The sequence below is a fragment of the Aliihoeflea sp. 2WW genome, assembly GCF_000497755.1.
Taxonomy (GTDB): Bacteria; Pseudomonadota; Alphaproteobacteria; order Rhizobiales; family Rhizobiaceae; genus Aliihoeflea.
On the sequence record NZ_AYOD01000011.1, the window covers coordinates 102,261 to 127,002 of the forward strand.

Below are 24,742 nucleotides of genomic sequence, written 5' to 3' on the forward strand. Positions count from 1 at the left end.
TGTCCAAGTCCGCAACCTGACGTAGCGTCATTTATGTTGCGGCGCACAATGAACGCTGAAAGGCCTGATGCTGTGTCCCTAGTGGAAGTGTACTGGAGAGCGCTGACCTATCTTGCCGTCGCCCGCGGCAAGGTCGCGATCATCTGCGGCTCCAACGTCCTGCTCGCGATCGTCGCCATTGCCGAGCCGATCCTCTTCGGCCGCATCATCGACTCGATCTCGGAAAAGACGGACGTGACGCCGGCGCTGGCCATGTGGGCGGGTCTGGGCGTGTTCAACATCATCGCCTTCGTGCTCGTCTCGCGCGGCGCCGACCGGCTCGCGCACGCCGTGCGCGGCGACGTCCTTGCGCGTTCCTACGAAAACGTCATCACCATGCCGCTCGCCTGGCATTCCAAGCGCGGCACGTCCAACTCGCTGCATACGCTGCTGCGGGCCGTCGAGGCGCTGTTCAGCCTGTGGCTGGAATTCATGCGCCAGCATCTGTCGACGGCCGTCGCCCTCGTGCTTCTCGTCCCGACCGCGATCTCGCTCGATCTGCGTATGTCGATGGTGCTGTTCACGCTCGGCACGACTTACGTCATCATCAGCCGTCTCGTCATGAAGAAGACCAAGGAAGGGCAGGCCGAGGTCGAGCAGCACTATCACAAGGTCTTCGCCCATGTGAGCGACTCGGTCTCCAACGTGTCGGTTCTGCAGAGCTATGGCCGCATCCAGCAGGAGACGCAGGCGCTCAAGGAGCATATCGGCCGCCTGATCGGCGCCCAGTATCCGGTCCTCGACTGGTGGGCGCTGGCCAGCGCGCTGCAGCGCCTGTCCTCGACGATCTCGATGATGGTCGTGCTCATCATCGGCGCGCTGCTCGTCTCGCGCGGTGAACTGCGCATCGGCGACGTCGTCGCCTTCACCGGCTTCGCCACGCTGCTGATCAGCCGCCTCGACCAGGTGACGGGTTTCGTCAACCAGGTGTTCGAGGCGCGCGCCAAGCTCGAAGCGTTCTACGAGATCGAGGATTCGGTCGAGGAGCGCGCCGAGGCCTATGACGCCAAGGTTCTCGACAGGGTCGACGGCAACATCGTCTTCGACAACGTCAATTTCCGCTTTCCCGGCACCAGCGAAGGCGTGAGCGACATCTCGTTCTCCGTCGGTGCCGGCCAGACGGTTGCGATCGTCGGCCCGACGGGCGCCGGCAAGACGACACTGATCAACCTCCTCCAGCGCGTCTACGACCCGCATTCGGGCGCGATCTATGTCGATGGCGTGGACACGCGCACGGTCACGCGCAATTCGCTGCGTCACCAGATGGCGACGGTGTTCCAGGATGCGGGCCTGCTCAACCGCTCGATCGAGGACAATATCCGTCTCGGACGCGACTCGGCGCTCAATGACGACGTGCATCACGCCGCGCGCGCCGCCGCCGCCGAAGAGTTCATCCTCGGCAAGTCCGGCGGCTACGACACGCTCGTCGGCGAGCGCGGCGGGCAGTTGTCCGGCGGCGAGCGCCAGCGGATCGCGATCGCCCGCGCCATCCTCAAGGATGCGCCGATCCTCGTCCTCGACGAGGCGACGAGCGCGCTCGACGTCGAGACCGAGGAGCAGGTCAAGCAGGCCATCGACCGGCTGCGCGAAAACCGCACCACCTTCGTCATCGCCCACCGCCTGTCGACGGTTCGCGACGCCGATATGGTGATCTTCATGGATCGCGGCCGCATCGTCGAAATGGGCGGCTTTGCCGAACTCGCGCAGAGCAACGGCCGCTTTGCCGGTCTCCTGCGCGCAGGCGGGCTCTTGAACGACGAGGAAGTGCGTCGCTCCTTCCGCCTGGCGCCGGCCATCGAAGCCGCCTGAGCCAAGCAACCATGCGGAATGTGAGGCCGCCGACTCGGCGGCCTCTTCCATTTCAGCGTCTGCTGAAACGAAGTTTAGCGAAACGTGATCCTCCCCGCGGATCGGATTCGGTACTTAACGCGTTGACGACATGCTTCGAGCGCTGCCGCAATTCCGTCCGGCGATGCTGTCAGAGCGGTGTCTTCACCGCAGGAAGGGACGCCTGGCCTGCGAAGCGGCATGAACCCGTTTCGCACCGTTGGAATCGATTTGCATGATGAATGCCAAGACCCCCGTTCGAGATACACGGATCGACGTCATCCGCGCCGTCGCGCTGCTGTCGATCTTCATCAACCACGTCCCGGGCAATCCGATCGAGGTGATCACGCACAAGAACTTCGGCTTCTCCGATGCCGCGGAAGCCTTCGTGCTGATTTCCGGCGTCTCGGCGGCGTTGGCCTACGGGCTGAAATTCGAGGCGGGCAACCGGCTGATCACGACGCTCAAAACGTGGCGGCGCGCTGGCGTGCTCTATATCGCACAGCTCGGCACCACGATGGCGACGCTCGGGATCTTCTCGTTCTTCGCGCTCTATTTCGGCGCGCCGCATCTGCTTGCCAAGATCAATATCGAGCCGGTCGTCACCGACACGGCAGCGTCGCTGATCGGCATCGTCACGCTCGGCCACCAGCTCGGCTACAACAACATCCTGTCGATGTACGGCATCGTGCTGTTGCTGCTGCCGCTGTTCCTGCTGATCGGGACGCTGAGCATCGGCTGGATGGTCGTCGCGTCCGGCCTGTTGTGGATGGTCGCCGGCCTGCTGCCGATCGCGCCGCCGCAGTTTCCCAATGGCGGCTACTGGTTCCTGAACCCGTTCTCCTGGCAGTTCCTGTTCGTCATCGGCATGGCCGTCATGATGCACGTCAAGCGGGGCGGCTCGCTGCCGGTCAATCGCTGGCTGGTCGGCGCGGCGGCGCTCTACCTCGTCACCGCGCTCCTCTGGGTCCGTGTCCCGCTATGGGGTATCGACGTCTCGATGGGCCTGCCGAAGATCTTCACCGGCTTCGACAAAACGTTCCTCTCCTTGCCGCGGATGCTGCACGTGCTTGCCGCCGGCTACCTTCTCTATGCGCTGCCGCAGCTTTCGAACCTCTTCCGCACGAGCTTCGACAATCCGCTGGCGGTGCTCGGACGCCACGCGCTGCCGGTGTTCGTCGTCGGCACGATCCTGTCGATGGGCGCACAGGCCTGGCGCGGCGTCTTTGCCCCGACCGTGCTGTCCGACATCGTCATCGTGACGGCCGGTATCGCGCTTCAGTTCGCGCTTGCCTACTACATCGAATGGTATCGCCGCCTGCTGAAGAGCGCGCAGGCCGCACGCGAGCCCAAGCGCGTCGTCCTGCATGGACGCGACCTGGCAACGGTCCCGGTGCGCAGCGGCCAGTCGCAGCACCGATAGACGCCTGCCCCGGAAACGAACAAAGCCCCGGCAGCGATGCCGGGGCTTTTTCGATTGGAGGTATTCGCGTCGGTTAAAGCGGCTTCCTGATCAGCTTGGACAGGACACCGACGATGCCCTCGCGGAACAGCAGCACGCCGAGGACGAAGATGATGCCCTGGACGATGGTGACCCAGGCGCCCCATGTCGCCAGATAGTTCTGCATGGTCACGATCACCGCCGCACCCACGATCGGGCCGAACACCGTGCCCATGCCGCCGAGCAACGTCATCAGCACGACTTCGCCCGACATCGACCAGTGAACGTCCGTCAGTGAGGCGAGTTGGAAGACGAATGCCTTCGTCGCCCCGGCAAGGCCGGCCAGCGTCGCCGAAAGGACGAACACGGTCAGCTTGTAACGGTTGACGCGGTAGCCGAGCGAAATCGCGCGCGGCTCGTTCTCGCGGATCGCCTTCAGCACCTGGCCGAACGGCGAGTGGATGATGCGGTAGATGATCAGGATGCCGATGAAAAAGATCGCCAGCACCATCCAGTAGACCGCGAAGTGGCTCTGCAGGCTGATGATGCCGAACAGATTGCCGCGCGGCACGCCCTGGATGCCGTCCTCGCCGCCGGTGAACGGGGCCTGCAGCGCGAAGAAGTACACCATCTGGGCGAAGGCCAGCGTCACCATGGCGAAATAGATGCCCTGGCGGCGAATGGCGAGCGAGCCGAAGGCAAGCCCGAGGAGCGCGGCGGTCGCGGTGCCTGCCAGGATCGACAGTTCCGGCGACAGTCCCCACACCTTTGCGGCATGGGCGGAGATGTAGCTGGCCGAGCCGAAATAGGCGGCATGGCCGAAGGACAGAAGCCCGCCGAAGCCGAGTAGAAGGTTGAAGGCGCACGCGAAGAGCGCGAAGCACAGAACCTTCATAACGAAGACGGGGTAGAGCATGAACGGGGCGACGATGCCGGCCGCCAGCAACATGGCGAAGATCGCCATATGGTGGGTCGGCATGCCCATCGTCTTCTTGCGGATGCGCGGCTCGGCAACCGCCGAGGTCGGTTCCGTATCGGTCACTGAAACCATCAGGCGGTCCTCCCGAACAGGCCGGCGGGCTTGATCATGAGCACGATGGCCATGATGACGAAGATGACGACGGCGGAGCCTTCTGGATAAAAGACGCGGGTCAGCCCCTCGACGAGGCCGAGGCCGAAGCCGGTCAGGACCGAGCCGAGGATCGAGCCCATCCCGCCGATGACGACCACGGCGAAGACGACGATGATCAGGTCCGCGCCCATGTTCGGATTGACCGAATAGATCGGCGCGGCAAGGACACCGGCAAAGCCGGCAAGCGCCACGCCGAAGCCGTAGGTCAGGGTGATCATCAAGGGCACGTTGATGCCGAAGGCGCCGACCAGCGTCGGGTTCTCGGTGGCGGCGCGCAGATAGGCGCCGAGCCGGGTCTTCTCGATGACGAACCACGTGCCAAGGCACACGGCGAGCGAGGCGATGACGACCCAGCCGCGATAGTTCGGCAGGAACATGAAGCCGAGATTCTGGCCGCCGGCCAGTTCCGCCGGAATGCCGTAGGGCAGACCCGAGATGCCGTATTCGTTGCGCAGAAGGCCCTGCATGATCAGCGCCAGACCGAAGGTCAGGAGCAGGCCGTACAGATGGTCGAGGTGATACAGCCTCGATATCAGAAGCCGCTCGATGATGATGCCGGTCGCGCCAACAATGATCGGAACGAGGAGCAGCGCCCACCAGTAGCCGATGCCCAGATAGTTGAGCAGCATCCAGGCCACGAAGGCGCCGAGCATGTACTGCGCGCCGTGGGTGAAATTGATGATGTTGAGCAGGCCGAAAATGATGGCAAGGCCAAGGGACAGCATCGCGTAGAACGAGCCGTTGATCAGACCCAGCAGCAACTGGCCGAAGAGAGCTTGCGGCGGAATGCCTAGGAGCTCGAACATGTGCGCATCCCGTGGTCGAGAAATACTGGAGATGAAATGCGGCGCGGCTCAAAGGCCGCGCCGCACCGGATGACAATTACTGGACGAGCGAGCAGCCGCCGTCCTCGAGCGGACGGAACGCCTGTGCGGCCGGGGTCGTCGAGACGGTCTCGTAGTAGTCCCACGGGCCTTCCGACTCGTCCGGCGACTTGACGCGGAACAGGTAGGAATCGTGGATCTTGCGACCGTCGGCGCGGATTTCACCCTGGCCGAAGAGCGGATCGTCGGTCGGCAGTTCCTTCATCTTGGCGACGACGTCCTGCGCGCCCTTGTCGCCGACAGCTTCGACGGCCTTCAGATAGTGCAGGATGCTGGCATAGACGCCGGCCTGAACCATCGAGGGCTTCTTGCCGTTCTCTTCCTCGAAGCGAGCCGACCATTCGCGGGTCTGGTCGTTGAGGTCCCAGTAGAAGCTCTCGGTGAGCAGGAGGCCCTGCGCGACGTCGAGGCCGAGCGCATGGATGTCGTTGATGAAGACGAGCAGGCCGGCAAGCGACTGGCCGCCCTGGGTGATGCCGAATTCGGAAGCCTGCTTGATCGAGTTGATCGTGTCGCCGCCGGCATTGGCAAGGCCGATGACCTTGGCGCCCGACGACTGTGCCTGGAGCAGGAAGGACGAGAAGTCCGTGCCCGGGAACGGCGTGCGAACGGTGCCGACGATCGTGCCGCCGGCGCCTTCCACGACGGCCGAGGTGTCGCGCTCGAGCGCATGGCCGAAGGCGTAGTCGGCGGTCACGAAGAACCAGGAATCGCCACCGTTTTCGACGACGGCGCGGCCCGTACCGTTGGCGAGCTGCCAGGTGTCATAGGTCCAGTGGATGGTGTTCGGCGAGCAGGCCGAACCGGTGAGGTCCGACGAGGCGGCGCCCGAATTCAGGAAGACCTTGTCGGATTCGCGCGTGATGTCGTTGACGGCGAGCGCGACCGAGGAGGTCGGGACGTCGACGATAACGTCGACATTTTCCTGATCGTACCACTGGCGGGCGATCGTCGAGCCCACGTCCGGCTTGTTCTGGTGATCGGCCGAGACGATCTCGACATTGATCCCCTTGCTTTCGGCGTCGAAGTCCTCGACCGCCATACGGGCGGCCACGACAGAGCCTTCGCCGGCGATGTCGGCATAGATGCCGGAACGGTCGTTCATGACGCCGATCTTGATGTCGACGGCATAGGCCGGCGCGGCGAAGACCGCGGCGGCGATCGATCCGAGAAGAATCGTCTTCAGTTTCATGTCCTCACTCCTCCACATGCGACGCTTGCGAGCGCCTTTCCTCAGTCAGACGCCCAGATAGGCGTGCAGTTTCTCGATGTTGGCATCGAGTTCGTCGTTCAGGATCTGGTCGACGACCTTGCCCTGCTCGACGACGAAATGGCGGTCCGCGACGGTCGAGGCGAACCGGAAATTCTGTTCGACCAGAACGATGGTGAAGCCCTCCTGCTTCAGCCGCGCGATGGTCTTGCCGATCTGCTGGATGATGACCGGGGCAAGGCCCTCGGTCGGCTCGTCGAGCAGCAACGTCTTGGCGCCCGTCCGCAGGATGCGTCCGATCGCCAGCATCTGCTGCTCGCCGCCGGATAGCTTCGTGCCCTGAGAGTTCAGGCGCTCCTTCAGGTTCGGGAACAGTTCGAAGATGCGATCGACCGTCATGCCGCCGGTCTTGACCTGCGGCGGCAGCATCAAATTCTCCTCGACGGAGAGCGAGGAGAAGATGCCGCGCTCTTCGGGGCAATAGGCGATGCCGGCGCGCGCGATGGTGCGTGCGGGCAGCTTGATCGTCTCGCGGCCCTCGAAGGTCACCGATCCGGTGCGCTTGGGCAGGATGCCCATGATCGCCTTCAGCGTCGTGGTCTTGCCGGCGCCGTTGCGGCCCAGGAGCGTGACCACTTCGCCCGGCTTCACGTCGAAATTGATGCCGTGCAAGGCATGGCTTTCGCCGTACCAGGCGTTGAGGTCGCGGACGGCGAGAAGCGGCGCTGAGGTCGACTGTACCGCGGGCTTTGCGGCCTGGGCTGCATCATGCATGGCCGGCTCCGATATAGGCTTCGACCACGCGCGGGTCCTTGGAAACGGTGGCGTAGTCGCCTTCGGCAAGCACCTTGCCGCGGGCGAGCACCGTGATCGTGTCCGACAGCGAGGCGACGACCGACAGATTGTGCTCGACCATCAGCACCGTCCGGTTGGCCGAGATGCGCTTGATCAGCGCCGCGATGCGCTCGACATCCTCGTGGCCCATTCCGGCCATCGGCTCGTCGAGAAGCAGCATTTCCGGATCGAGCGCGAGTGTCGTCGCGATTTCGAGCGCGCGCTTGCGTCCGTAGGAGAGTTCGCCGGCGAACGTGTCGGCGAATTCGGAAAGGCCGACATCGGCCAGAAGCTCGTGAGCGCGGTCGTCATAGTCCGTCAGGACTTTCTCGGAGCGCCAGAAATCGTACGAGTCGCCGCGTTTGCGCTGGAGCGCGATGCGGACGTTCTCCATCGCCGTCAGGTTCGGGAACACCGCTGAAATCTGGAACGAGCGCACCAGACCCAGCCGCGCAATGTCGGCCGGCGACATCGAAGTGATGTCCTCGCCCTTGTAGGTGATCTGGCCGCGCGAAGGCGACAGGAACTTGGTCAGGAGATTGAAGCAAGTGGTCTTGCCGGCCCCGTTGGGACCGATGAGCGCGTGAATCGTGCCCCGCTTCACGCTCAGATCGACGCCTTCCACGGCGAAGAAGCCCTTGAACTCCTTCGTCAGGTCGCGCGCCGACAGAATGATACTGTCAGTCATGCGTATATGTTCCTCCTCGGCACCCGTGCGAGCGTTGCGTGGTTTGTTGCCGGGCTCTCCCATGGCCCACCATCGCACCGCCCTTGGTCCAGGCGCTTGTCGTTGCCGCATGAATGCACGCCGGCGCGGCAGATGCAAGTTCGTAGAAATACGCTGCCTTGCACCGCACAAAGCCTTGCAAAATCAGTCGTTTCAGCCTTCGCAAGCGCGAATTCTACGACTTAAGTCTAAGATTCTTTTCGCGGTGACCATTGGTCAGATCGCGCTCTGGTTGACGCGCCTTGACACCTCTTCAACCGTCTCGACGCGTTCCGAATACCGGTCGGTGAGGTAGTCGGTGCGGCCACGCAGAAGAAGCGTGAATTTAACCAGTTCCTCCATCACGTCGACGACCCGGTCGTAATAGGAGGACGGGCGCATGCGGCCGGCATCGTCGAACTCGTTGAACGCCTTGGCGACGGAGGACTGGTTGGGGATCGTAACCATGCGCATCCAGCGGCCCAGGATGCGTAACTGGTTGAGCGCGTTGAAGCTTTGAGACCCGCCACAGACCTGCATCAGCGCGAGCGTGCGGCCCTGCGTCGGCCGCATGCCACCCAGTGAGAGCGGCAGCCAGTCGATCTGGGCCTTCATGATGCCGGTCATGGCGCCATGTCGTTCGGGCGAGCACCAGACATGCGCTTCGGACCACATGGACAATTCGCGCAGTTCGCGAACCTTCGCGTGGTCGGCACTGTCGGCGTCGGGCAAGGGAAGCCCGCGCGGGTCGAAAATCTTCACCTCGGCGCCCAGCGCTTCGAGAAGGCGCGCAGCTTCGAGGGTCAGGAACCGCGAATAGGAGCGGTCGCGCAGCGAGCCGTAAAGCATCAGGACACGCGGCTTATGCGTCGCATGGTCCTGCGCAAAGAGTACTTCACGGTTGAGCGGGCGGAATGCGTCGGGGCGCAAGGCTGGAAAGTCGGTCATGTCAGCCCGTCTTTACGACCTCGCCGTCCTCCTTGACGAAATCCTCGGCGAGCGGGCTCGGCAGGATATCGAGCACGCGTTCGGATGGCCGGCAAAGGCGGGTTCCTTTCGGCGTATCGACGATGGGGCGGTTGATGAGGATCGGATGCGCGAGCATGAAGTCGACGAGGTCGCCATCGCTCCATCGGTCTTCGGCGAGGCCGAGCTCGCCGTAGGGCGTACCCTTCTCGCGCAGGAGTTCGCGCGGCGACAAGCCCATCGCGTCGATCAGTTCGACGAGGCGCTCACGCGAAGGCGGGGCCTTCAGATATTCGACGACGACTGGCTCCTCGCCCGAGGCGCGGATCATCTCCAGCGTGTTGCGCGAGGTTCCGCAGGCGGGATTGTGGTAGATCGTGATGGTCATTGCAGACTCCTTACGAAAACCAGTGGCGGGTTCGGTTGGCGAAGGCGACCAGCGACAGCATCACCGGCACCTCGACCAGAACGCCGACGACGGTCGCGAGCGCGGCACCCGAATTCAGGCCGAAAAGGCCGATGGCGACCGCCACGGCGAGTTCGAAGAAGTTGGACGTACCGATCAGCGCACAGGGTGCGGCGACATTGAACGGCACCTTCCAGGCGCGCGCGGCGAAATAGGCGAGGAAGAAGATGCCGTAGGACTGGATCAGGAGCGGAATGGCGATCAGTACGATGACCAGCGGATTGGTAAGGATCACATTGCCCTGGAAGGCGAAGAGCAGGACGACCGTCGCGATCAGGCCGACGACCGAGGCCGGCTTCAGCTTTGCCGTGAACGCGGATACCGCAGCCTCTCCACCGCGCCCGTTCGCCCTGCCTATCAGCCAGGCACGCACGAGTGCGCCGGCCACGAGCGGGATGACGATGTAGAGTGCTACCGACAGGAGCAGGGTTTCCCACGGCACCACGATGTCGGTGACGCCAAGGAGCAGCGCGACGATGGGGGCGAAGGCGAAGACCATGATGATGTCGTTCACCGAGACCTGAACCAGCGTGTAGTTCGGGTCGCCGCGCGTCATCTGGCTCCAGACGAACACCATCGCCGTGCAGGGTGCGGCGCCGAGCAGGATCAGGCCGGCGATATATTGCTGGGCGTCGGCCGGGTCGATCAGCGGTGCGAAGAGATATTCGAAGAAAAGAACGGCCAGGGCCGCCATGGTGAAGGGCTTCACCAGCCAGTTGACGACGACGGTCAGCACGAGGCCCTTCGGCTTGTCGCCGACATGGCGCAGGCTGGCGAAATCGACATTGACCATCATCGGGAACACCATCGCCCAGATGAGGATGGCGACCGGCAGGTTGACCGAGGCGATCTCGAGACCTGCGAGCGCGCCGACAAAACCAGGCGCAACGGCACCAAGGGCGATGCCGGCGACGATCGCTGCCGCGATCCAGGCGGACAGCCATTTTTCGAAAAAGCCGATGCCCGCGGGCGCCGGCACGCTCAAACTCTCATGCGTCATCAGGAAATCCGTTCAGGCGAGCGCGTCGCCGCTTTGGCCGATCTCGTCCAGCCGGCGCTTCAGCGCGAGCCGGTCGACAGCCTCGAGGGGAAGTGCGGTGAAGACCGATATGCGGTTTGCCAGCATGCGGTAGGCTTCGGCGAAGGCGAGATGCCGCTCCGCTTCCGTCCCGTCCGCGCGTGCCGGGTCGGGCACGCCCCAATGCGCCGTCATCGGGTGACCGGGCCATATCGGGCATGTCTCCCCGGCAGCGTCGTCGCAGACCGTGAAGATGAAATCCATCTGCGGCGCGCCGGGCTCTGCGAATTCGTCCCAGCTCTTGGAGCGTGCGAAGCCGGTGTCGATCTTCATGCTCGAAAGCAGGTCGAGCGCGAAGGGGTGAACTGTGCTGCGCGGATACGATCCGGCCGAATAGGCGCGGAAGCGATCGCCGCCCAGAGTGTTGAGGATCGCCTCGGCGAGAATGGAGCGGGCCGAGTTCGCCGTGCACAGAAACAGGACATTGTAGGATCGGTCGGTCATCTCATCCCTCCTTCAGCATTTGCACACGATGGCGTCGAGGACGGGCCGGCAGATTTCGGGCTCCCCCTGGCAGCAGTCTTCCATGAGGTAGGCCATCAGGTCGCGAAATCCGGTCATGTCGGCGAAATAGCGAATGACGCGGCTTTCTCGCTGAGACCGGACGAGGCCGGCCGCCGTCAGGATCTTCAGATGCGCCGAAATCGTATTCTGCACCGCCCCGAGCCGCTCCGCGATCTCGCCGGCGGGAATTCCCGCCGTGCCCGCGCGCACCAAAAGGCGAAAGACATCGAGCCGCGTTTCCTGGCCGAGCGCGGCCAAGGCCGCCAGCGATCGAAACTTATCCATATATCCATCCTTCTCGATATATGCGTATTTTGAATTGCGGATGCTGTCAATCGGCCAATCGCGGCTGGACAAGACTGCCGCGACACGCGAGACATCGGATATGGACGACATCGCAAGACCTCCGACGCCTGCCCGGAAAATGACGCGCGCCTCACTCGGCTGGCGAACGGCGACCGTCGCGGGCGTCGTTTTGGCGATCGGGCTTTGCCTGTTCCTCATCATCTACGCGTCGAGCGGCTTCCTGCTGCTCTTCGCCGGCATTCTCTTTGCGGTCTTCCTCGATGCCTTCACCACCGGGCTCGGGCGGCTCATGCCGATCCCGCGCGGCTTCAGACTGGCAATCTCGTGCCTCCTGACCAGCGCCGCCGTGATCGGATTCGTCACCAGCGTCGGCGTCACCGCCGTCTCGCAGACGCCCGACCTCATCCGCACGCTGGAGCGCGAAATCCGCGGCATCGAACAGATGTTGCAGGAATACAATGTCGTCGACGTCGTGACGGCCGAGATTACGGATCAGGACGGCGACGAGGACGGAAACGGGAATGGCGAGACGTCGACGCGATCGAACGGCATCGCGGACTGGCTGCCCGATCCGTCAGGCCTCTTCGGGCAGGTCCGGGCGGCATTCGCGACGACTTTCGGCGTCATCGGCAATATCGGCGTGATCCTCGTCGTCGGCGTTTTCCTGGCGGCACAGCCGCAGCTCTATCGCGACGGCGCCGTGCGCCTCGTCTCGATCGAGAGCAGGCCGCGCTTTGCCGAAGTTCTCGACGAGATCGGCGTCACGCTGCGGTTCTGGCTCATCGGCCAGTTCGTGACGATGAGCATCATCGGCGTGGTCGTCTATGCGGCGCTCGCCGCCGTCGGCATGCCGGGAGCCATTCTTCTCGGCCTGACGGCCGGCGTCCTCAACTTCATTCCCGTCCTCGGGCCCATTCTTGCCGGCATCCCCATCATCCTCGTCGCCATGTCGCAGGACTGGTGGGTGGTCGGCTATGCGCTCGGCGTCTACTGCGTCGTCCAGTTCCTCGAAGGCAACATCCTGACGCCGCTGATCCAGCGCCAGGCGGTGAGCCTGCCGCCTGCGCTGATCATGGCGTCGCTGGTCATCATGGGGCTCTTGTTCGGCTTCGTCGGCATCATGCTGGCGACCCCGTTCGCCGCCGTCCTGATGGTGCTGGTCAAGCGGCTTTATATCGAGGATGTGCTGGGCGACAGGGCCGGCTGAGGCAGGAAACGTTCGCGGCCCATCCAGCGGGTGATGAAGAGCACCGCGACGACCGCGAGCCCGACCGACAGGCCGATCCAGATCCCGATACCGTCGAAGCCGAGCGGGAAGGCCAGCGCCACGCCGAGCGACATGCCGATCGCCCAGTAGCCGATCGCGGCATAGATCATCGGGACGGTCGTGTCGTGCAGTCCGCGCAACATCCCGCCGCCGACAGCCTGCGCGCCATCGACGATCTGGAACAGGGCGGCGAGCGCAAGGAAGGTGATCGCCATCTCGATGACCGGCAGGTTGACCGGGTCGTCCATGTCGATGAAGGCCCAGATCAGCGCGCGCGGCGCAAGCAGCATGACCAGCGCCACCGCCGCCATGAAGCCGACGCCCAGAACGAAGGCCGTCCAGCCGGCGCGCGTGATGCCGTCGCGATCGTTCGCCCCGAAGGCGCGGCCGACGCGCACCGTTGCCGCCTGCCCGAGCCCCATCGGAACCATGAAGGTGATCGAGGCGATCTGGATCGCGATCGCGTGGGCGGCGAGCGAAATCGCATCGATCAGGCCCATGAGGAGCGCGGCGGCGTTGAACACCGAGACTTCGAGCGCCAGGACGCCGGCGATGGGCAGGCCGAGCCGGACGAGTTCGCGGAAACGCGGCCAGTCCGCACGCCAGAAGCGGCCGAATATCGCGTAGCGCCGAAACCGGCGATCCATCGTGACCACCAGAACCATGCCGGCGAACATCAACGTGCTCGACGCGGTGGTGGCGATGCCGGCGCCGACGATGCCGAGCGCGGGAAAGCCCAGATTGCCGAAGATCAACGCCCAGTTTGCGCCGACGTTGAAGGTCACCGCACCGACCATCACCACGAGCGCCCAGCCCGGACGCTCCAGCGCGGAGGTGAACGAGCGCAGGACGATGTACCAGTAGAAGGGCAGCAGCGCCCATTGCAGCGCGCGCATGTAGTCGGCCGCCTGCGCCGAGAGGTCCGGGTCCTGCCCCATGGCAAGGAGGATCGCCTCGGTCTGCCAGAGCAGGAACCAGATCGGGATCGCGACGAACAGCCCGACCCACATGCCCTGCCGGACGGTGCGGCGCACGTCGCGCACCGAACTCGACTTTCGCCCCAACTCGCGCGCCATCATCGGCGACGTGGCGAGGATCAGGCCGAGGCCGAAGATCATCGGCGCGAAATAGATATTGGAGCCGAGCGTTCCTGCGGCGAGCGCGTCGGGGCCGACCCGGCCCATCATCATGACGTCGGTCGCCGTCATCGCGGTCTGGGCGAGATTGGTCAGCACCATCGGCCAGGCCAGGAGGAGCATGGCGCGGATTTCGCCGCGCCAGGTGGACAGGGACGTCGGAACTGGCGCGGACTGAAGCATCACGGGCCAATAACGCGATTCGCGCTAGAGGCTAGACCCACCGGCGGCAAGCCGTTGGGTCACGTCGTCAACCGGCAACCGCCGCCTGCGGCTTGAACGTCATCGCCACGCCGTTGATGCAGTGGCGCTTGCCGGTCGGCTGCGGACCGTCGTCGAAGATATGGCCCATATGGCCGCCGCAGCGCGCGCAATGGCATTCGGTGCGCGTCATGAACAGCGTGTTGTCTGCCTTGGTGCCGATCGCGTTCGGTTCGGCCTCCCAGAAGCTCGGCCAGCCGGTGCCGGAATCATACTTCGTTTCCGAAGAATAGACCGCGAGATCGCAGCCCGCGCAGTGGAACATGCCGGCGCGCTTCTCGTCGTTCAGCGGGCTGGTGAAAGCCCGTTCGGTCGCCTCTTCGCGCAGCACCTGGTACTGCATGTCGGAGAGGATCGAGCGCCATTCGGCCTCGGTCTTCGTCACTTCGAAAGCGCCTTCCGCGGCGGCCATCGCATGGCCGGGCATCAGCCGGTAGAGAAGGCTGCCGCCGAGCGCCGCGAAGCCGATGGCGCCGGCGCTGCCGTAGAGAAACTGTCTGCGTGTCATCGGTTCATCTCCTGCGATCGTCAGCACCTTACATGCGGGACCTGCGCACGGGGCAATCAATTCGCGTTGAAAGGCACGTCATGCGAGCCACGCACTCGAAACGAAAAGGCCCCGCCCTTCTCGCGGGTGCAGACGCGAACGCGAAAGGCGGGGCCAAGTCAGCCGGCGACCGATGCGGGAGCAGGGAGGTCGCCGGCCGGTTGCTGAAGACGGTTCTTACATCTGGGGCAGCAGCACCGCGTCGATGACGTGGATCACGCCGTTCGACTGGTCGACATCGGCGATCGTGACAGTCGCCTCGCCGCCGTTCTCGTCGACGAGAACGATGTTGTCGCCGTCCATCTTCGCCGTCACGGTGCAACCGCCGACGGTTTCGATGGCGTGCTCGCCGCCATCATCCGAGATCATGGTGCCGATCGCTTCCGACATCGCGTCGGCGGCAACCACATGGCAGGTCAGGACCTTGGTGAGCTGCTCCTTGTTCTCCGGCAGCAGGAGATTGTCGACGGTTCCTTCCGGCAGGGCGGCGAACGCGTCATTGGTGGGCGCGAAGACGGTGAACGGGCCTTCGCCCTGAAGCGTCTCGGCGAGGCCGGCAGCCTGAACGGCAGCGACCAGCGTGGTGTGATCGGCCGAGTTCATCGCGTTTTCGACGATGTTCTTGTCGGCGAACATTTCGGCGCCGCCGACCATCGGATTGTCCTGCGCAAGCGCGGAGCCTGCGAGAGCGGACAGGGCGATGGAGCCGGCGAGAATGGTACGCGTGAAGTTGCGCATGTTCGAAACCTCCTGAATTGGCCCTCTTGCGGGGCGACACCGGGAGTCACGAAGGAGCGCGTCAAGAGTTTCAGGCCGAACCAAAAAAACGAAGCCAAAAATGAAAATCGGCCGGCAAAGCCGACCGATCTTCATGTCTCGAAAGGCCAGGAAGGCCGTTTCGTTTATTCGGCCGGCGCCGTCGTCGCCGGGGGCTCCGTCATGCCGGCCGGCTGATCCGTTCCAGCATCATCCGTGCATGCGGCCATCGCCAGAAGTCCGAAAGCAATCAGCGGATACGTCAAAATACGAAACATGTCCTTCACCTCAAATTCCATTGCATTCCCTACCCACCACCAAGGTAGGGATCGAGATGAATTTGTCGACCGGAGCGGGATAAATTCGGATCAATTCTCAAAAGATGACGTGAAGCAACAATCTACTTCGAAATCGATCAGATGCTGCGCAGATCACCAAGAGCGACCACGGCACCGGTCGGCTGCCCGGTGGGCGAGCCGCCCTCCGGTTCGAGCGATACGGCCAGGACGGCGCCGGCTGCAAACTTCGTGCGCAACTCGTCGGAAGGCCGCACTTCGAGGTGATCGGCATCGGCGAGCACGCCGAGCGAGGCCGGCGCTTCGTCGCCTTCGATGACCCAAAGCTCGAAATCCTGGCCCGCGGCGGCGGCCCCGTCGAGGCGGGTAAGGCTGATCGTCGCATGCGTCTCGTCGTAGAGGGCCAGATAGCGCACGTCCGTCTCGGGATTTTCGAGCGAGGCGACGAAACGCTGCGACGGCGCCTCCTCGCCGGGCGGCTGCAGGTTCCAGCCGACGACCAGCGCCAAGGCGACCACCGAAGCGGCGGCCAGCCCCCGCCAGACCCCGAGACTGTTCCACCACGAAGCTCCTGCCCGCGCTGCCGGCGCGACGTCGCCCGCGAAGATGCGGCGGTCGAGAGCCTGCTTCAGCGATGCCGGGGCTTCGACCGGCGCATAGAAATCGCCGAGCGGCGACAGCCGCGCCTCCCATTCGTCGACCAGGCGCGCGAACATGATGTCGGCTTCGATGCGACGCGCGACGTCCTGCCGCTCGGACGCCGGCAGCACGCCCAGAACGTACTCGGCGGCGAGCGCTTCGTCGCCTCCAAGTTCCGGTTCGTGAGGGTCGGTCGGCGTCATCTTTCCAGACAGTCCTTCAGCTTCATGAGGCTGCGGCGCAGCCAGGTTCGCATCGTGTTCAGCGGCACGCCATGGCGCTCCGCAAGTTCGGCATAGCTCTCACCGACAAGATAGGCGCCGCGCACGGCGGCGGCCCGGTCGGTGTCCAGTTCTTCAAGGCAAAGATGGATTCGCGCGCCCTCGTCGCCGGCAACCGCGAGCGCCTCCGGCCCGGGGGTGGGGTCGGCGATCTCGGCGGCCTCGTCGAGCCCGGTCTGCTTCATCCGACGCGCCCTGATCCGGTCGATCGAATGATTGCGCGCCACAGCCACCAGCCATGAAATCGGACTCAAGTCAGAGACGGCGAAGCGGTCGGCCTTCGTCCATATCTTGACGTAGACTTCCTGCAGCGCTTCCTCGGCTTCGGCCCGATCGTTCAAGACACGCAGGCACACGCCAAAAAGTTTCGCGCTCGTCTGCCGATAAAGCAAATCGAACGCTGCGCGGTCGCGCATCGAGGTCCTGACGATCAGCTTCGAGATATCGGGCGGGGTCATCTGGCACCAAACTAGCGGCCAGGTTCGGTTTTGCAACGCCTGATCGCATTTCCTTTCGGGCGGCGAAGGCGTTTGCCCGTTCCGGCGAATGAAGCTAAACAGCCCCCGCCCCAATATCGTGCGAGGACGCCCATGACCCCCGAGCAGCTCGGAACCGCCGAGGAACAGGCCCGACTCCTGTCCGCCGCCCTGCCCTACATGCAGCGCTACGAGAACAAGACGGTCGTGGTCAAATATGGCGGCCACGCCATGGGCAATGTCGAACTCGGCCGCGCCTTCGCACGCGACATCGCGCTCCTGAAGCAATCAGGCGTCAACCCGATCGTCGTTCATGGCGGCGGGCCGCAGATCGGCGCCATGCTCGCCAAGATGGGCATCGAATCGAAGTTCGAAGGGGGCCTGCGCGTCACCGACCAGAAGACGGTCGAGATCGTCGAGATGGTCCTTGCCGGCTCGATCAACAAGGAGATCGTCGCGCTCATCAATGCCGAGGGCGAATGGGCGATCGGGCTTTGTGGCAAGGACGGCAACATGGTCTTCGCCGAAAAGGCGCGCAAGACCGTGAAGGACCCCGATTCCAACATCGAACGCGCCATCGATCTCGGCTTCGTCGGCGAGCCGGTCGAGGTCGACCGGACGCTGCTCGACCTTCTCGCGCGCTCGGAGATGATCCCGGTCATCGCGCCGGTCGCGCCTGGCCGCGACGGTCACACCTACAACATCAATGCCGACACCTTCGCCGGCGCCATCGCCGGCGCGCTGGGTGCCTCGCGCCTCCTGTTCCTGACCGACGTTCCGGGCGTTCTCGACAAGGACAAGAACCTCATCGACGAACTGACCGTCAGCCAGGCCCGCCAGCTCATCGCCGACGGCACGATCTCGGGCGGCATGATCCCCAAGGTCGAAACCTGCATCGAGGCGATCGAACGCGGCGTCGAGGGCGTCGTCATCCTCAACGGCAAGACACCCCATGCGGTGCTCCTGGAGCTGTTCACCGAGCATGGCGCGGGAACGCTGATCGTGCCGTAGGCGGCATTGCGCTTTTGTAGCCCATAGGATACAGTCAGCTTGATCAAGGTTGTCGAGACCGGAAGCTACTCGAAGTGGTTCGACGCAGTTCGAGACCAAAATGCCAAGGGGCGGATATTGATCCGCATCCGTCGAATGACGCTCGGCAATTTTGGAGATGTCTCCCCGGTCGGCGAAGGCGTGTCGGAGTTGCGTGTGCACTACGGCCCGGGATACCGAGTCTATTTCGTGCGGCGCGGTGAGAAACTGATCATCCTTCTCGGTGGCGGCGACAAAAGCTCGCAAACCCGCGATATCGCTGCCGCAAAAACGCTGGCGAAGACCTTTTGAGGAAAATCAGATGTCGCTTGATCTCAAGCCCTGGGATGCCGCCGATCACCTGAGTGACGAGGGGGCGATCCTCGCCTATCTCGAGGCGGCCGTCGAAGATGGTGATCCGGCGCTGATCGCGGCTGCCATCGGCGATGTCGCGCGCGCAAAAGGGATGACCGAGGTGGCCATGGAAGCGGGACTGTCGCGCGAAAGCCTCTACAAGTCGCTGAGTGCCGACGGCAACCCATCCTTCGCGACCGTTCTGAAGGTCCTGCGTGCACTCGATATAGACCTGTCATTCAAGCGCCACGTCTCGGCCGCCTAACCCACCAGCACCAGCACCACGATCCCCGCCACGATCAGCGCGCAGCCGGCGATTTCGATGCGGTTGATGGCCTCCTTGAAGAAGAACACCGAGGCGGCGAAGGTGAACAGCATCTCGACCTGCGCCAGCGCCTTGACGACGGCGGCCTGCTGCAGCGTCATCGCCATGAACCAGCCGAAGGATGCGGTCGCGCCCATGAGGCCGGTGAAGAGCGACGGTTTCCATGCGCGCCGGATGCGGCCGATTTCGGCGCGGTCCTTCCACAGCATCCACGCCGCCATGATCGCCGTCTGGAAGGTGATGACGACGGCGAGCGTCACCGCCGCCTGCATCATGAAATTCGGCCCGCCGAGCGAGAGGGATGCGGCGCGGTAGGCGACGGCCGAGATGCCGAAGGCGGTACCCGAGGCAAGGCCGATCAGTGCGTTACGCGCCATCACGGATGTCACCAGATTGCGCCAGGTGATCTGCATGTGGGCGACCGAGATCAGCATCACGCCGAAGACGCTGATGGCGATGGCGGCGAGCGTTCCGGCCGTGACGCGCTCGCCGAAGAAGATCAGCGCGAAGAGCGCGGCCTGCGCCGGCTCGGTGCGCGAATAGGCGGTGCCGACCGCGAAATTGCGGAACGAGAAGAGGTGGATCAACAGAAAGGTCGCGGTGATCTGGCCGATGGCGCCGACTACGACCCACGCTGCAAAGGTCGCGTTCAGTGCCGGCAGGTCGAAGCCCGCGAGCCAATGCAATCCGGCGACGAAGGCGAGCGCGAAGGGCAGGCCGAAGCCGAAGCGCACGAAGGTCGCGCCCGTCGTGCCCATGACGCTCTTCAGATGCTTCTGGCCGGCCGAGCGCAAGTTCTGCAAGAACGCGGCCGCGATCGTGATGGGAATCCAAAGTTCCATGTCGCCCCCCGATGCGAGAGCGGCTAGGGCATAAAGATCGTTCGCGCAAGCCGGGCGTTGCGCTTCGTCATTTGCTGCGCCACAAGCAGGCCATGACCAATCTTCCCGATCCCGCCCGCTTCGCCCATGTCACGGACTGGGTGTTCGACCTCGACAACACGCTCTATCCGCACCACACGAACCTGTTCGCGCAGATCGACGTGCGGATGACGCGTTACATTTCGGAGCTTCTAACGCTTCCGTCGGATGAGGCGCGGCTGATGCAGAAGGAGCTCTACAAGGAATACGGGACGACGATGAAGGGGCTGATGGAGCGCCATGCCATCGACCCGGACGATTTCCTGCAAAAGGTCCACGACATCGACTATTCGCCGGTCGAGGCCTCGCCCGAACTCGGTGCCGCGATTTCGGCGCTGCCGGGCCGCAAGTTCATCTTCACCAATGGCGACCGCAAGCATGCCGAGAACACGGCCCGGAGGCTCGGCATTCTCGACCATTTCGACGACATTTTCGACATCGTGGCGGCTGGGCTCAATCCGAAGCCAGCCCGCGCGACCTACGACACGTTCGTGGCCCTCCACGACGTGGTGGGGCCGAATGCGGCGATGTTCGAGGATCTGGCGCGCAATCTCCATGTGCCAAAGGCGCTCGGCATGACCACCGTCCTCGTCGTGCCGAACAATTTCGAGCCGACCTTCGCGGAAGTCTGGGAGCAGGACCCCGATCACGAAGACGATGTCGACTACGTCACCGACGATCTGACGTCGTTCCTGACCTCGATCCTGGCGAAGCGCTAAACACGCGGGTCTGAGGTGCGGTCCGGGACGGGGTCGACCGCGTCGTCCGGATTGGCGCCGGCGCTGCGCGAAGGCGGCAGGTCGCCGAGCTGCTCGGCGCTGGACACGCCGGGCCGCTTGTCCTTGTCGAACGCGCCGTCCTTGCGCTCGGTCTCGTCGGGAAGCGAATCCTGCGGATGTTCGGCCGGCTGTTCGGCGTGGCCGAGGTCTTTTTCCTGCTGATGCTTAATGACGTCGTCGTCGGTGCTGGTGCGTCCGCCCATGGCAATTCTCCTTTGGTGGAGAAACGCCGCTCGCGCCGCGCCTGTTCCGCTCAGTGGCGGTGCGCCTTGATCATCGCCGGCTCGCGAACCGGAAACTGCAGCACCACCGAGCCCGCCTTCTCGAACTCCAGCGTTAGTTCGATCTCGTCCTCGGCGACCAGCGCCTCGTCGATGCCGGTCAGCATGAAATGCAGCCCGCCCGGCTTGAACTCGACCCTGTCACCCGGACCGATCTCGATGCCGTCCGCGACCGGCCGCATCTTCATGACTCCGTTCTCGACCGCCATCTCGTGCATGTCGACGCGCGGCGCGGCGAGCGCGGTGGCACCGATCAGCCGGTCGGCGGTCTCGCCGCGATTGAGGATCGACAGATAGGCCGCCGCCACCTTCTGGCCGGGCTGCATCGCCCGCACCCATGCACCCGAAAGCTGCAGGTCGTCGGCCATCACCGTGTCGAGGTCGACGCATCCCGCCACGTCGAAGACTTGCCCCTCCAGGCACTCCTCTTCGGCGGCGAGGGCGGGGGCGGCAAGCGCGGAAAGGGCGACACAGGCGGCCGCAATCAGCCGAAGCGGGACGAGAATCATGATGCGAAGGTCCTTTCCGACCTATTTTCCACCGTCGATCTCATAGAAACGCGCAATCACGTCCCAGGCTTCCTGCGCGGTGTCGACGAAATCGATGATATCCTGGTCCCCAGGCGAAATCGTGCCCTGTTCGGCAAGAAAGTCGAGGTCGACCGCCCGCTCCCAGAACGATTTTCCGAAGCAGATCACCGGGACGCGTTCCATGCGGCCGGTCTGGATCAAGGTCAGCGTCTCGAAGAACTCGTCCATCGTGCCGAAGCCGCCGGGGAATACGGCCACCGCCTTGGCGCGCATGACGAAGTGCATCTTGCGGATCGCGAAATAGTGGAAGTTGAAGCAGAGCTCCGGCGTCACGTAGGGGTTCGGCGCCTGCTCATGCGGGAGGACGATGTTGAGGCCGATCGAGGGCGCGTCGACATCGGTCGCGCCGCGGTTGCCGGCCTCCATGACGCCGGGCCCGCCGCCGGTGACGACGACGAATTCGCGGTATCCGTAGCTGGCCGAATGCTGCGAGCAGAGGCGGGCGAATTCGCGGGCCTCGTCGTAATATTTCGCATTGGCCAGGAGGTTCTTCTTCTGCACCTCGTTCTTGGCCGCCCATGCCTCGCCGCCCGGCTCGGGAATGCGCGCGCCGCCGAACAGGATGACGGTCGATTCGATACCGCGCTCCGCCAGCACCATATCGGGCTTCAACAGTTCGAGTTGCAGACGGACGGGGCGCAGCTCGCGCCGCGTCATGAACTCCTCGTCGTCCCAGGCCAGCCGATAGGTCGGCGCGCGCGTCTGCGGCGTATCCGGCACGCTCTTGGCGCGTTCGCGATCCTCGTCCGAATGCGGCAGAGGCGACCAGTCGTTCTTTTTCGTCCGTTGCATGAAAGCCGAATACCCCAATCTTGCGCGAAGCGCTTCGCGCCCGTCCGATTCAACCAGTCAAACCATGAAATGGCGGCGCTTGCACGTGGCTTGCGCCGATACCGCGCTTGGCCTAGTTTCCGCGCCGACCGGGAGCCGCCCACAACCCAGTAGCGAGCGGCCTTCACACCTATGCAATGGAGCAAATTGATGACCAAGCCCGATATCGGCGCGCTCGAACAAACCATCGAAAAGGCGTTCGACGAGCGTGACGGAGTGGGCACGGGCACCAAGGGCGAGATCCGCGACGCGGTCGAGACCGCGCTCAACCTGCTCGATCGCGGCGAGGCGCGGGTTGCCGTGCGCCAGCCAGACGGCTCGTGGACGGTCAATCAGTGGCTGAAGAAGGCCGTTCTCCTCTCCTTCCGCCTGAACGACATGGAAGTCATCAAGGGCGGGCCGGGCGATTCGGTCTGGTGGGACAAGGTGCCCTCCAAGTTCGATGGCTGGAGCGCGGTCGACTTCCAGCGCGCCGGCTTCCGCGCCGTGCCGAACGCCGTCGTACGCCGCTCGGCCTTCATCGCGCCCGGCGCCATCCTGATGCCCTCCTTCGTCAATCTGGGCGCCTATGTCGGCGAAGGCACGATGGTCGACACCTGGGCGACCGTCGGCTCCTGTGCGCAGATCGGCAAGAACGTGCATCTTTCGGGCGGCGTCGGCATTGGCGGCGTGCTCGAACCCATGCAGGCCGGCCCGACCATCATCGAGGACAATTGCTTCATCGGCGCGCGCTCGGAAGTCGTCGAGGGCTGCATCATGCGCGAGGGATCGGTGCTCGGCATGGGCGTTTTCATCGGCAAGTCGACCAAGATCGTCGATCGCGAGACCGGGTCGATCACCTACGGCGAAGTGCCGCCCTATTCGGTCGTCGTCGCCGGCGCGCTGCCCGGCAAGCCCATGGGCAATGGCGAGCCCGGCCCGAGCCTCTACTGTGCCGTCATCGTCAAGAAGGTCGACGAGAAGACGCGCTCCAAGACCTCCATCAACGACCTCCTGCGGGCCTGATCCGGTGAACCAGTTTCCGATCCTCTGGCTGTTCTTCGGCCTCAAGGGACGCATCAGCCGCGTCGCCTTCCTGCTCGGCGGGCTGATGATGACGGTCGTCACCTTCTTCGTGCTCTATCGCATGTCGGTCGCGGAAGAGGTCGGGCAGGGGTTCGAATTCTGGAACTCCGTCCTCGGCGTCGTCGTCTTCGTGTCGCTCTGGTGCCAGGCGGCGCTCGCGGCCAAGCGACTGCACGACATCGGACGGCCGGGGCTTTTCGCCGTCGCGATGTTCGTCCCGCTGATCAACTTCATCGCCTTCATCGCGCTGTGCGTCATTCCCGGCGAGCGCGGCCCGAACAAGTATGGCGCGGCGACCAACGCGCCCAGCTAAAGCGAGACGAGCGTGACCAAGCCGACCGATCCCGTCGAAAACCTCGCTGCCCTCATCCGCTGCCCGTCGGTGACGCCCGCTGAAGGCGGTGCGCTCACGGCGCTCGAGGCGATGCTGGCGCCCGTCGGCTTTTCCGTCGAGCGTCCGACTTTTTCGGAAGACGGCACGCCGGACGTCGAAAATCTCTATGCCCGCCTGTCGGGCAACGGCCCGCATCTGATGTTCGCCGGCCATACCGACGTCGTGCCGGTCGGAGACGAGGCCGCGTGGACGCATCCGCCGTTCTCGGCCGAGATCGCGAACGGCATGATGTATGGCCGCGGCGCGGTCGACATGAAGGGCGGCATCGCCTGCTTCGTCGCCGCCGTCGCGCGCTATGTCGAAAAGCATGGCGCGCTCAAGGGCTCGGTCTCGCTGCTCATCACCGGCGATGAAGAAGGCCCGTCGATCAACGGCACGACCAAGCTGCTCGACTGGGCTGCCGGCAAGGGCGAGGCGTGGGACGCGGCGATCGTCGGCGAGCCGACCAATCCGAAAACGCTCGGCGACATGATCAAGATCGGCCGGCGCGGTTCGGTCTCCGCCGATCTCGTCGTCAACGGACGGCAGGGCCACGCGGCCTATCCACACCTTGCCGACAATCCGGTGCGCTCCATCGTAGCGCTGCTCGACGCGCTCCTGCATCCCGCACTCGACGAGGGCACCGACGACTTCCAGCCGACCAACCTCGAAGTGACGACCGTCGATGTCGGCAATCCGGCGGTCAACGTCATCGCCGCCAAGGCCAAAGCCTCGTTCAACATCCGCTTCAACGACACCTGGACGCCCGAAACGCTGCAGGCGGAAATCCACAACCGGCTCGACCGCGCGGCGTCCCGCACGCGGCTGCGGCCGGGCAAGGACGAACGCATCGATTTCGAACTGATCTGGCGCGACCGGCCGAGCCCCGTCTTCCTCACCCGCAACGACAAGCTCACCGACACGCTCTCTGCCTCGGTTAGCGCCGTAACCGGCCTGACGCCGACGCTCTCGACTTCCGGCGGCACGTCGGATGCGCGCTTCATCAAGGATTTCTGCCCGGTCGTCGAATTCGGTCTCGTGGGCCAAACCATGCACATGGTTGACGAGCGCGTGGCTCTTGCCGACCTCGAAACGCTGACGCAAATCTATCTGCGTTTCCTCGAGGACTGGTTCGGATAGACC

General features: G+C 64.2%; 30 protein-coding genes. 10 read left to right on the top strand and 20 right to left on the bottom strand.

The genetic code is table 11. The features are described 5' to 3' along the window. The first annotated feature begins 72 nt into the window (after positions 1–72). Both ALII_RS0107170 and opgC read left to right on the top strand, forming a co-directional pair. Entirely contained in the window at positions 73–1,848 is a 1,776-nt protein-coding gene (locus ALII_RS0107170) for a glucan ABC transporter ATP-binding protein/ permease (RefSeq protein ID WP_024586641.1), read from the top strand. A gap of 256 nt (positions 1,849–2,104) precedes the next feature. Then, the gene (gene opgC / locus ALII_RS0107175) at positions 2,105–3,289 is read left to right on the top strand and encodes an OpgC domain-containing protein (RefSeq protein ID WP_081718928.1); all 1,185 of its coding nucleotides are present in this window, start codon (positions 2,105–2,107) and stop codon (positions 3,287–3,289) included. Positions 3,290–3,362: 73 nt separating this feature from the next. On the opposite strand, the gene ALII_RS0107180 is transcribed toward opgC, so the two are convergent. The 10 genes from ALII_RS0107180 to ALII_RS0107225 all read right to left on the bottom strand — a co-directional run bounded on the left by ALII_RS0107180 (position 3,363) and on the right by ALII_RS0107225 (position 11,372). Further along, complete coding sequence (locus tag ALII_RS0107180; protein WP_244437369.1) at positions 3,363–4,271, bottom strand: branched-chain amino acid ABC transporter permease; 909 nt, start codon at positions 4,269–4,271, stop codon at positions 3,363–3,365. An 86-nt stretch (positions 4,272–4,357) separates the two neighbouring features. Further along, positions 4,358–5,245: a branched-chain amino acid ABC transporter permease gene (locus ALII_RS0107185; RefSeq protein WP_024586644.1), complete on the bottom strand. Its 888-nt coding sequence runs from the start codon at positions 5,243–5,245 to the stop codon at positions 4,358–4,360. Between the two features lie 76 nt (positions 5,246–5,321). Beyond that, positions 5,322–6,515: an ABC transporter substrate-binding protein gene (locus ALII_RS0107190; protein WP_024586645.1), complete on the bottom strand. Its 1,194-nt coding sequence runs from the start codon at positions 6,513–6,515 to the stop codon at positions 5,322–5,324. Between the two features lie 45 nt (positions 6,516–6,560). Next, complete coding sequence (locus ALII_RS0107195; RefSeq protein ID WP_024586646.1) at positions 6,561–7,307, bottom strand: ABC transporter ATP-binding protein; 747 nt, start codon at positions 7,305–7,307, stop codon at positions 6,561–6,563. Beyond that, positions 7,300–8,055, bottom strand: a complete 756-nt coding sequence (locus ALII_RS0107200) for an ABC transporter ATP-binding protein (protein WP_024586647.1) — start codon at positions 8,053–8,055, stop codon at positions 7,300–7,302. Before ALII_RS0107200 ends, ALII_RS0107195 begins: the two co-directional genes overlap by 8 nt. Before the next feature lie 255 nt (positions 8,056–8,310). After that, positions 8,311–9,021, bottom strand: coding sequence for an arsenical resistance protein ArsH (gene arsH / locus ALII_RS0107205; RefSeq protein WP_024586648.1), 711 nt, complete (start codon positions 9,019–9,021; stop codon positions 8,311–8,313). A gap of 1 nt (position 9,022) precedes the next feature. Then, positions 9,023–9,427 (bottom strand): arsenate reductase (glutaredoxin), encoded by a 405-nt coding sequence (gene arsC / locus ALII_RS0107210; protein WP_024586649.1) that lies wholly within the window; start codon positions 9,425–9,427, stop codon positions 9,023–9,025. A 10-nt stretch (positions 9,428–9,437) separates the two neighbouring features. Continuing rightward, positions 9,438–10,505, bottom strand: coding sequence for an ACR3 family arsenite efflux transporter (arsB, locus tag ALII_RS0107215; protein WP_024586650.1), 1,068 nt, complete (start codon positions 10,503–10,505; stop codon positions 9,438–9,440). A 12-nt stretch (positions 10,506–10,517) separates the two neighbouring features. Further along, positions 10,518–11,027 (bottom strand): arsenate reductase ArsC, encoded by a 510-nt coding sequence (locus ALII_RS0107220; RefSeq protein ID WP_024586651.1) that lies wholly within the window; start codon positions 11,025–11,027, stop codon positions 10,518–10,520. Positions 11,028–11,039: 12 nt separating this feature from the next. Next, complete coding sequence (locus tag ALII_RS0107225) at positions 11,040–11,372, bottom strand: metalloregulator ArsR/SmtB family transcription factor (protein WP_024586652.1); 333 nt, start codon at positions 11,370–11,372, stop codon at positions 11,040–11,042. 100 nt (positions 11,373–11,472) lie between these two features. On the opposite strand from ALII_RS0107225, the gene ALII_RS0107230 reads away from it, so the two are divergent. Then, the gene (locus tag ALII_RS0107230) at positions 11,473–12,600 is read left to right on the top strand and encodes an AI-2E family transporter (protein WP_161632249.1); all 1,128 of its coding nucleotides are present in this window, start codon (positions 11,473–11,475) and stop codon (positions 12,598–12,600) included. Here ALII_RS0107230 and ALII_RS0107235 read toward each other — a convergent pair. The 6 genes from ALII_RS0107235 to ALII_RS0107260 all read right to left on the bottom strand — a co-directional run bounded on the left by ALII_RS0107235 (position 12,564) and on the right by ALII_RS0107260 (position 17,034). Further along, positions 12,564–13,919, bottom strand: coding sequence for an MATE family efflux transporter (locus tag ALII_RS0107235; RefSeq protein WP_024586654.1), 1,356 nt, complete (start codon positions 13,917–13,919; stop codon positions 12,564–12,566). The two genes, ALII_RS0107230 and ALII_RS0107235, sit on opposite strands and share 37 nt — an antisense overlap. Positions 13,920–14,046: 127 nt before the next feature. Next, positions 14,047–14,565, bottom strand: coding sequence for a peptide-methionine (R)-S-oxide reductase MsrB (msrB, locus tag ALII_RS0107240; protein ID WP_024586655.1), 519 nt, complete (start codon positions 14,563–14,565; stop codon positions 14,047–14,049). A 216-nt stretch (positions 14,566–14,781) separates the two neighbouring features. Further along, complete coding sequence (locus tag ALII_RS0107245) at positions 14,782–15,342, bottom strand: fasciclin domain-containing protein (protein WP_024586656.1); 561 nt, start codon at positions 15,340–15,342, stop codon at positions 14,782–14,784. 164 nt (positions 15,343–15,506) lie between these two features. Next, the gene (locus tag ALII_RS22670) at positions 15,507–15,659 is read right to left on the bottom strand and encodes a hypothetical protein (RefSeq protein WP_161632250.1); all 153 of its coding nucleotides are present in this window, start codon (positions 15,657–15,659) and stop codon (positions 15,507–15,509) included. A gap of 116 nt (positions 15,660–15,775) precedes the next feature. Further along, a complete protein-coding gene (locus ALII_RS0107255) occupies positions 15,776–16,498 on the bottom strand; it encodes an anti-sigma factor (RefSeq protein ID WP_024586657.1) in 723 nt (240 codons plus the stop codon). After that, positions 16,495–17,034 (bottom strand): sigma-70 family RNA polymerase sigma factor, encoded by a 540-nt coding sequence (locus tag ALII_RS0107260; protein ID WP_024586658.1) that lies wholly within the window; start codon positions 17,032–17,034, stop codon positions 16,495–16,497. The genes ALII_RS0107255 and ALII_RS0107260 overlap by 4 nt, the downstream gene beginning before the upstream one ends. A 132-nt stretch (positions 17,035–17,166) precedes the next feature. On the opposite strand from ALII_RS0107260, the gene argB reads away from it, so the two are divergent. The 3 genes from argB to ALII_RS0107275 are packed head-to-tail and all read left to right on the top strand — an operon-like array spanning position 17,167 to position 18,700. Further along, complete coding sequence (gene argB, locus ALII_RS0107265) at positions 17,167–18,063, top strand: acetylglutamate kinase (RefSeq protein ID WP_024586659.1); 897 nt, start codon at positions 17,167–17,169, stop codon at positions 18,061–18,063. A 39-nt stretch (positions 18,064–18,102) separates the two neighbouring features. Further along, on the top strand, positions 18,103–18,393 hold the full coding sequence (locus ALII_RS0107270) for a type II toxin-antitoxin system RelE/ParE family toxin (protein ID WP_024586660.1): 291 nt from the start codon (positions 18,103–18,105) through the stop codon (positions 18,391–18,393). A 10-nt stretch (positions 18,394–18,403) separates the two neighbouring features. After that, entirely contained in the window at positions 18,404–18,700 is a 297-nt protein-coding gene (locus ALII_RS0107275) for an addiction module antidote protein (protein WP_024586661.1), read from the top strand. On the opposite strand, the gene ALII_RS0107280 is transcribed toward ALII_RS0107275, so the two are convergent. Continuing rightward, a complete protein-coding gene (locus tag ALII_RS0107280; RefSeq protein WP_024586662.1) occupies positions 18,697–19,602 on the bottom strand; it encodes a DMT family transporter in 906 nt (301 codons plus the stop codon). The two genes, ALII_RS0107275 and ALII_RS0107280, sit on opposite strands and share 4 nt — an antisense overlap. Positions 19,603–19,694: 92 nt before the next feature. On the opposite strand from ALII_RS0107280, the gene ALII_RS0107285 reads away from it, so the two are divergent. Continuing rightward, entirely contained in the window at positions 19,695–20,399 is a 705-nt protein-coding gene (locus ALII_RS0107285; protein WP_024586663.1) for a pyrimidine 5'-nucleotidase, read from the top strand. On the opposite strand, the gene ALII_RS0107290 is transcribed toward ALII_RS0107285, so the two are convergent. Genes ALII_RS0107290 through ALII_RS0107300 form a run of 3 tightly spaced genes read right to left on the bottom strand, consistent with a single transcriptional unit; the run spans position 20,396 to position 22,122 of the window. Further along, on the bottom strand, positions 20,396–20,662 hold the full coding sequence (locus ALII_RS0107290; protein ID WP_024586664.1) for a hypothetical protein: 267 nt from the start codon (positions 20,660–20,662) through the stop codon (positions 20,396–20,398). The two genes, ALII_RS0107285 and ALII_RS0107290, sit on opposite strands and share 4 nt — an antisense overlap. A gap of 50 nt (positions 20,663–20,712) precedes the next feature. Further along, on the bottom strand, positions 20,713–21,249 hold the full coding sequence (locus ALII_RS0107295) for a copper chaperone PCu(A)C (RefSeq protein ID WP_024586665.1): 537 nt from the start codon (positions 21,247–21,249) through the stop codon (positions 20,713–20,715). Positions 21,250–21,270: 21 nt separating this feature from the next. Then, a complete protein-coding gene (locus ALII_RS0107300; protein WP_024586666.1) occupies positions 21,271–22,122 on the bottom strand; it encodes an LOG family protein in 852 nt (283 codons plus the stop codon). Between the two features lie 189 nt (positions 22,123–22,311). Here ALII_RS0107300 and dapD point away from each other — a divergent pair, with 189 nt between their 5' ends. Genes dapD through dapE form a run of 3 tightly spaced genes read left to right on the top strand, consistent with a single transcriptional unit; the run spans position 22,312 to position 24,739 of the window. After that, complete coding sequence (gene dapD, locus ALII_RS0107305) at positions 22,312–23,166, top strand: 2,3,4,5-tetrahydropyridine-2,6-dicarboxylate N-succinyltransferase (protein WP_024586667.1); 855 nt, start codon at positions 22,312–22,314, stop codon at positions 23,164–23,166. Positions 23,167–23,170: 4 nt separating this feature from the next. Continuing rightward, on the top strand, positions 23,171–23,539 hold the full coding sequence (locus ALII_RS0107310) for a DUF805 domain-containing protein (RefSeq protein ID WP_024586668.1): 369 nt from the start codon (positions 23,171–23,173) through the stop codon (positions 23,537–23,539). Positions 23,540–23,551: 12 nt separating this feature from the next. Beyond that, a complete protein-coding gene (dapE, locus tag ALII_RS0107315; protein WP_024586669.1) occupies positions 23,552–24,739 on the top strand; it encodes a succinyl-diaminopimelate desuccinylase in 1,188 nt (395 codons plus the stop codon). Positions 24,740–24,742: the final 3 nt, after the last annotated feature.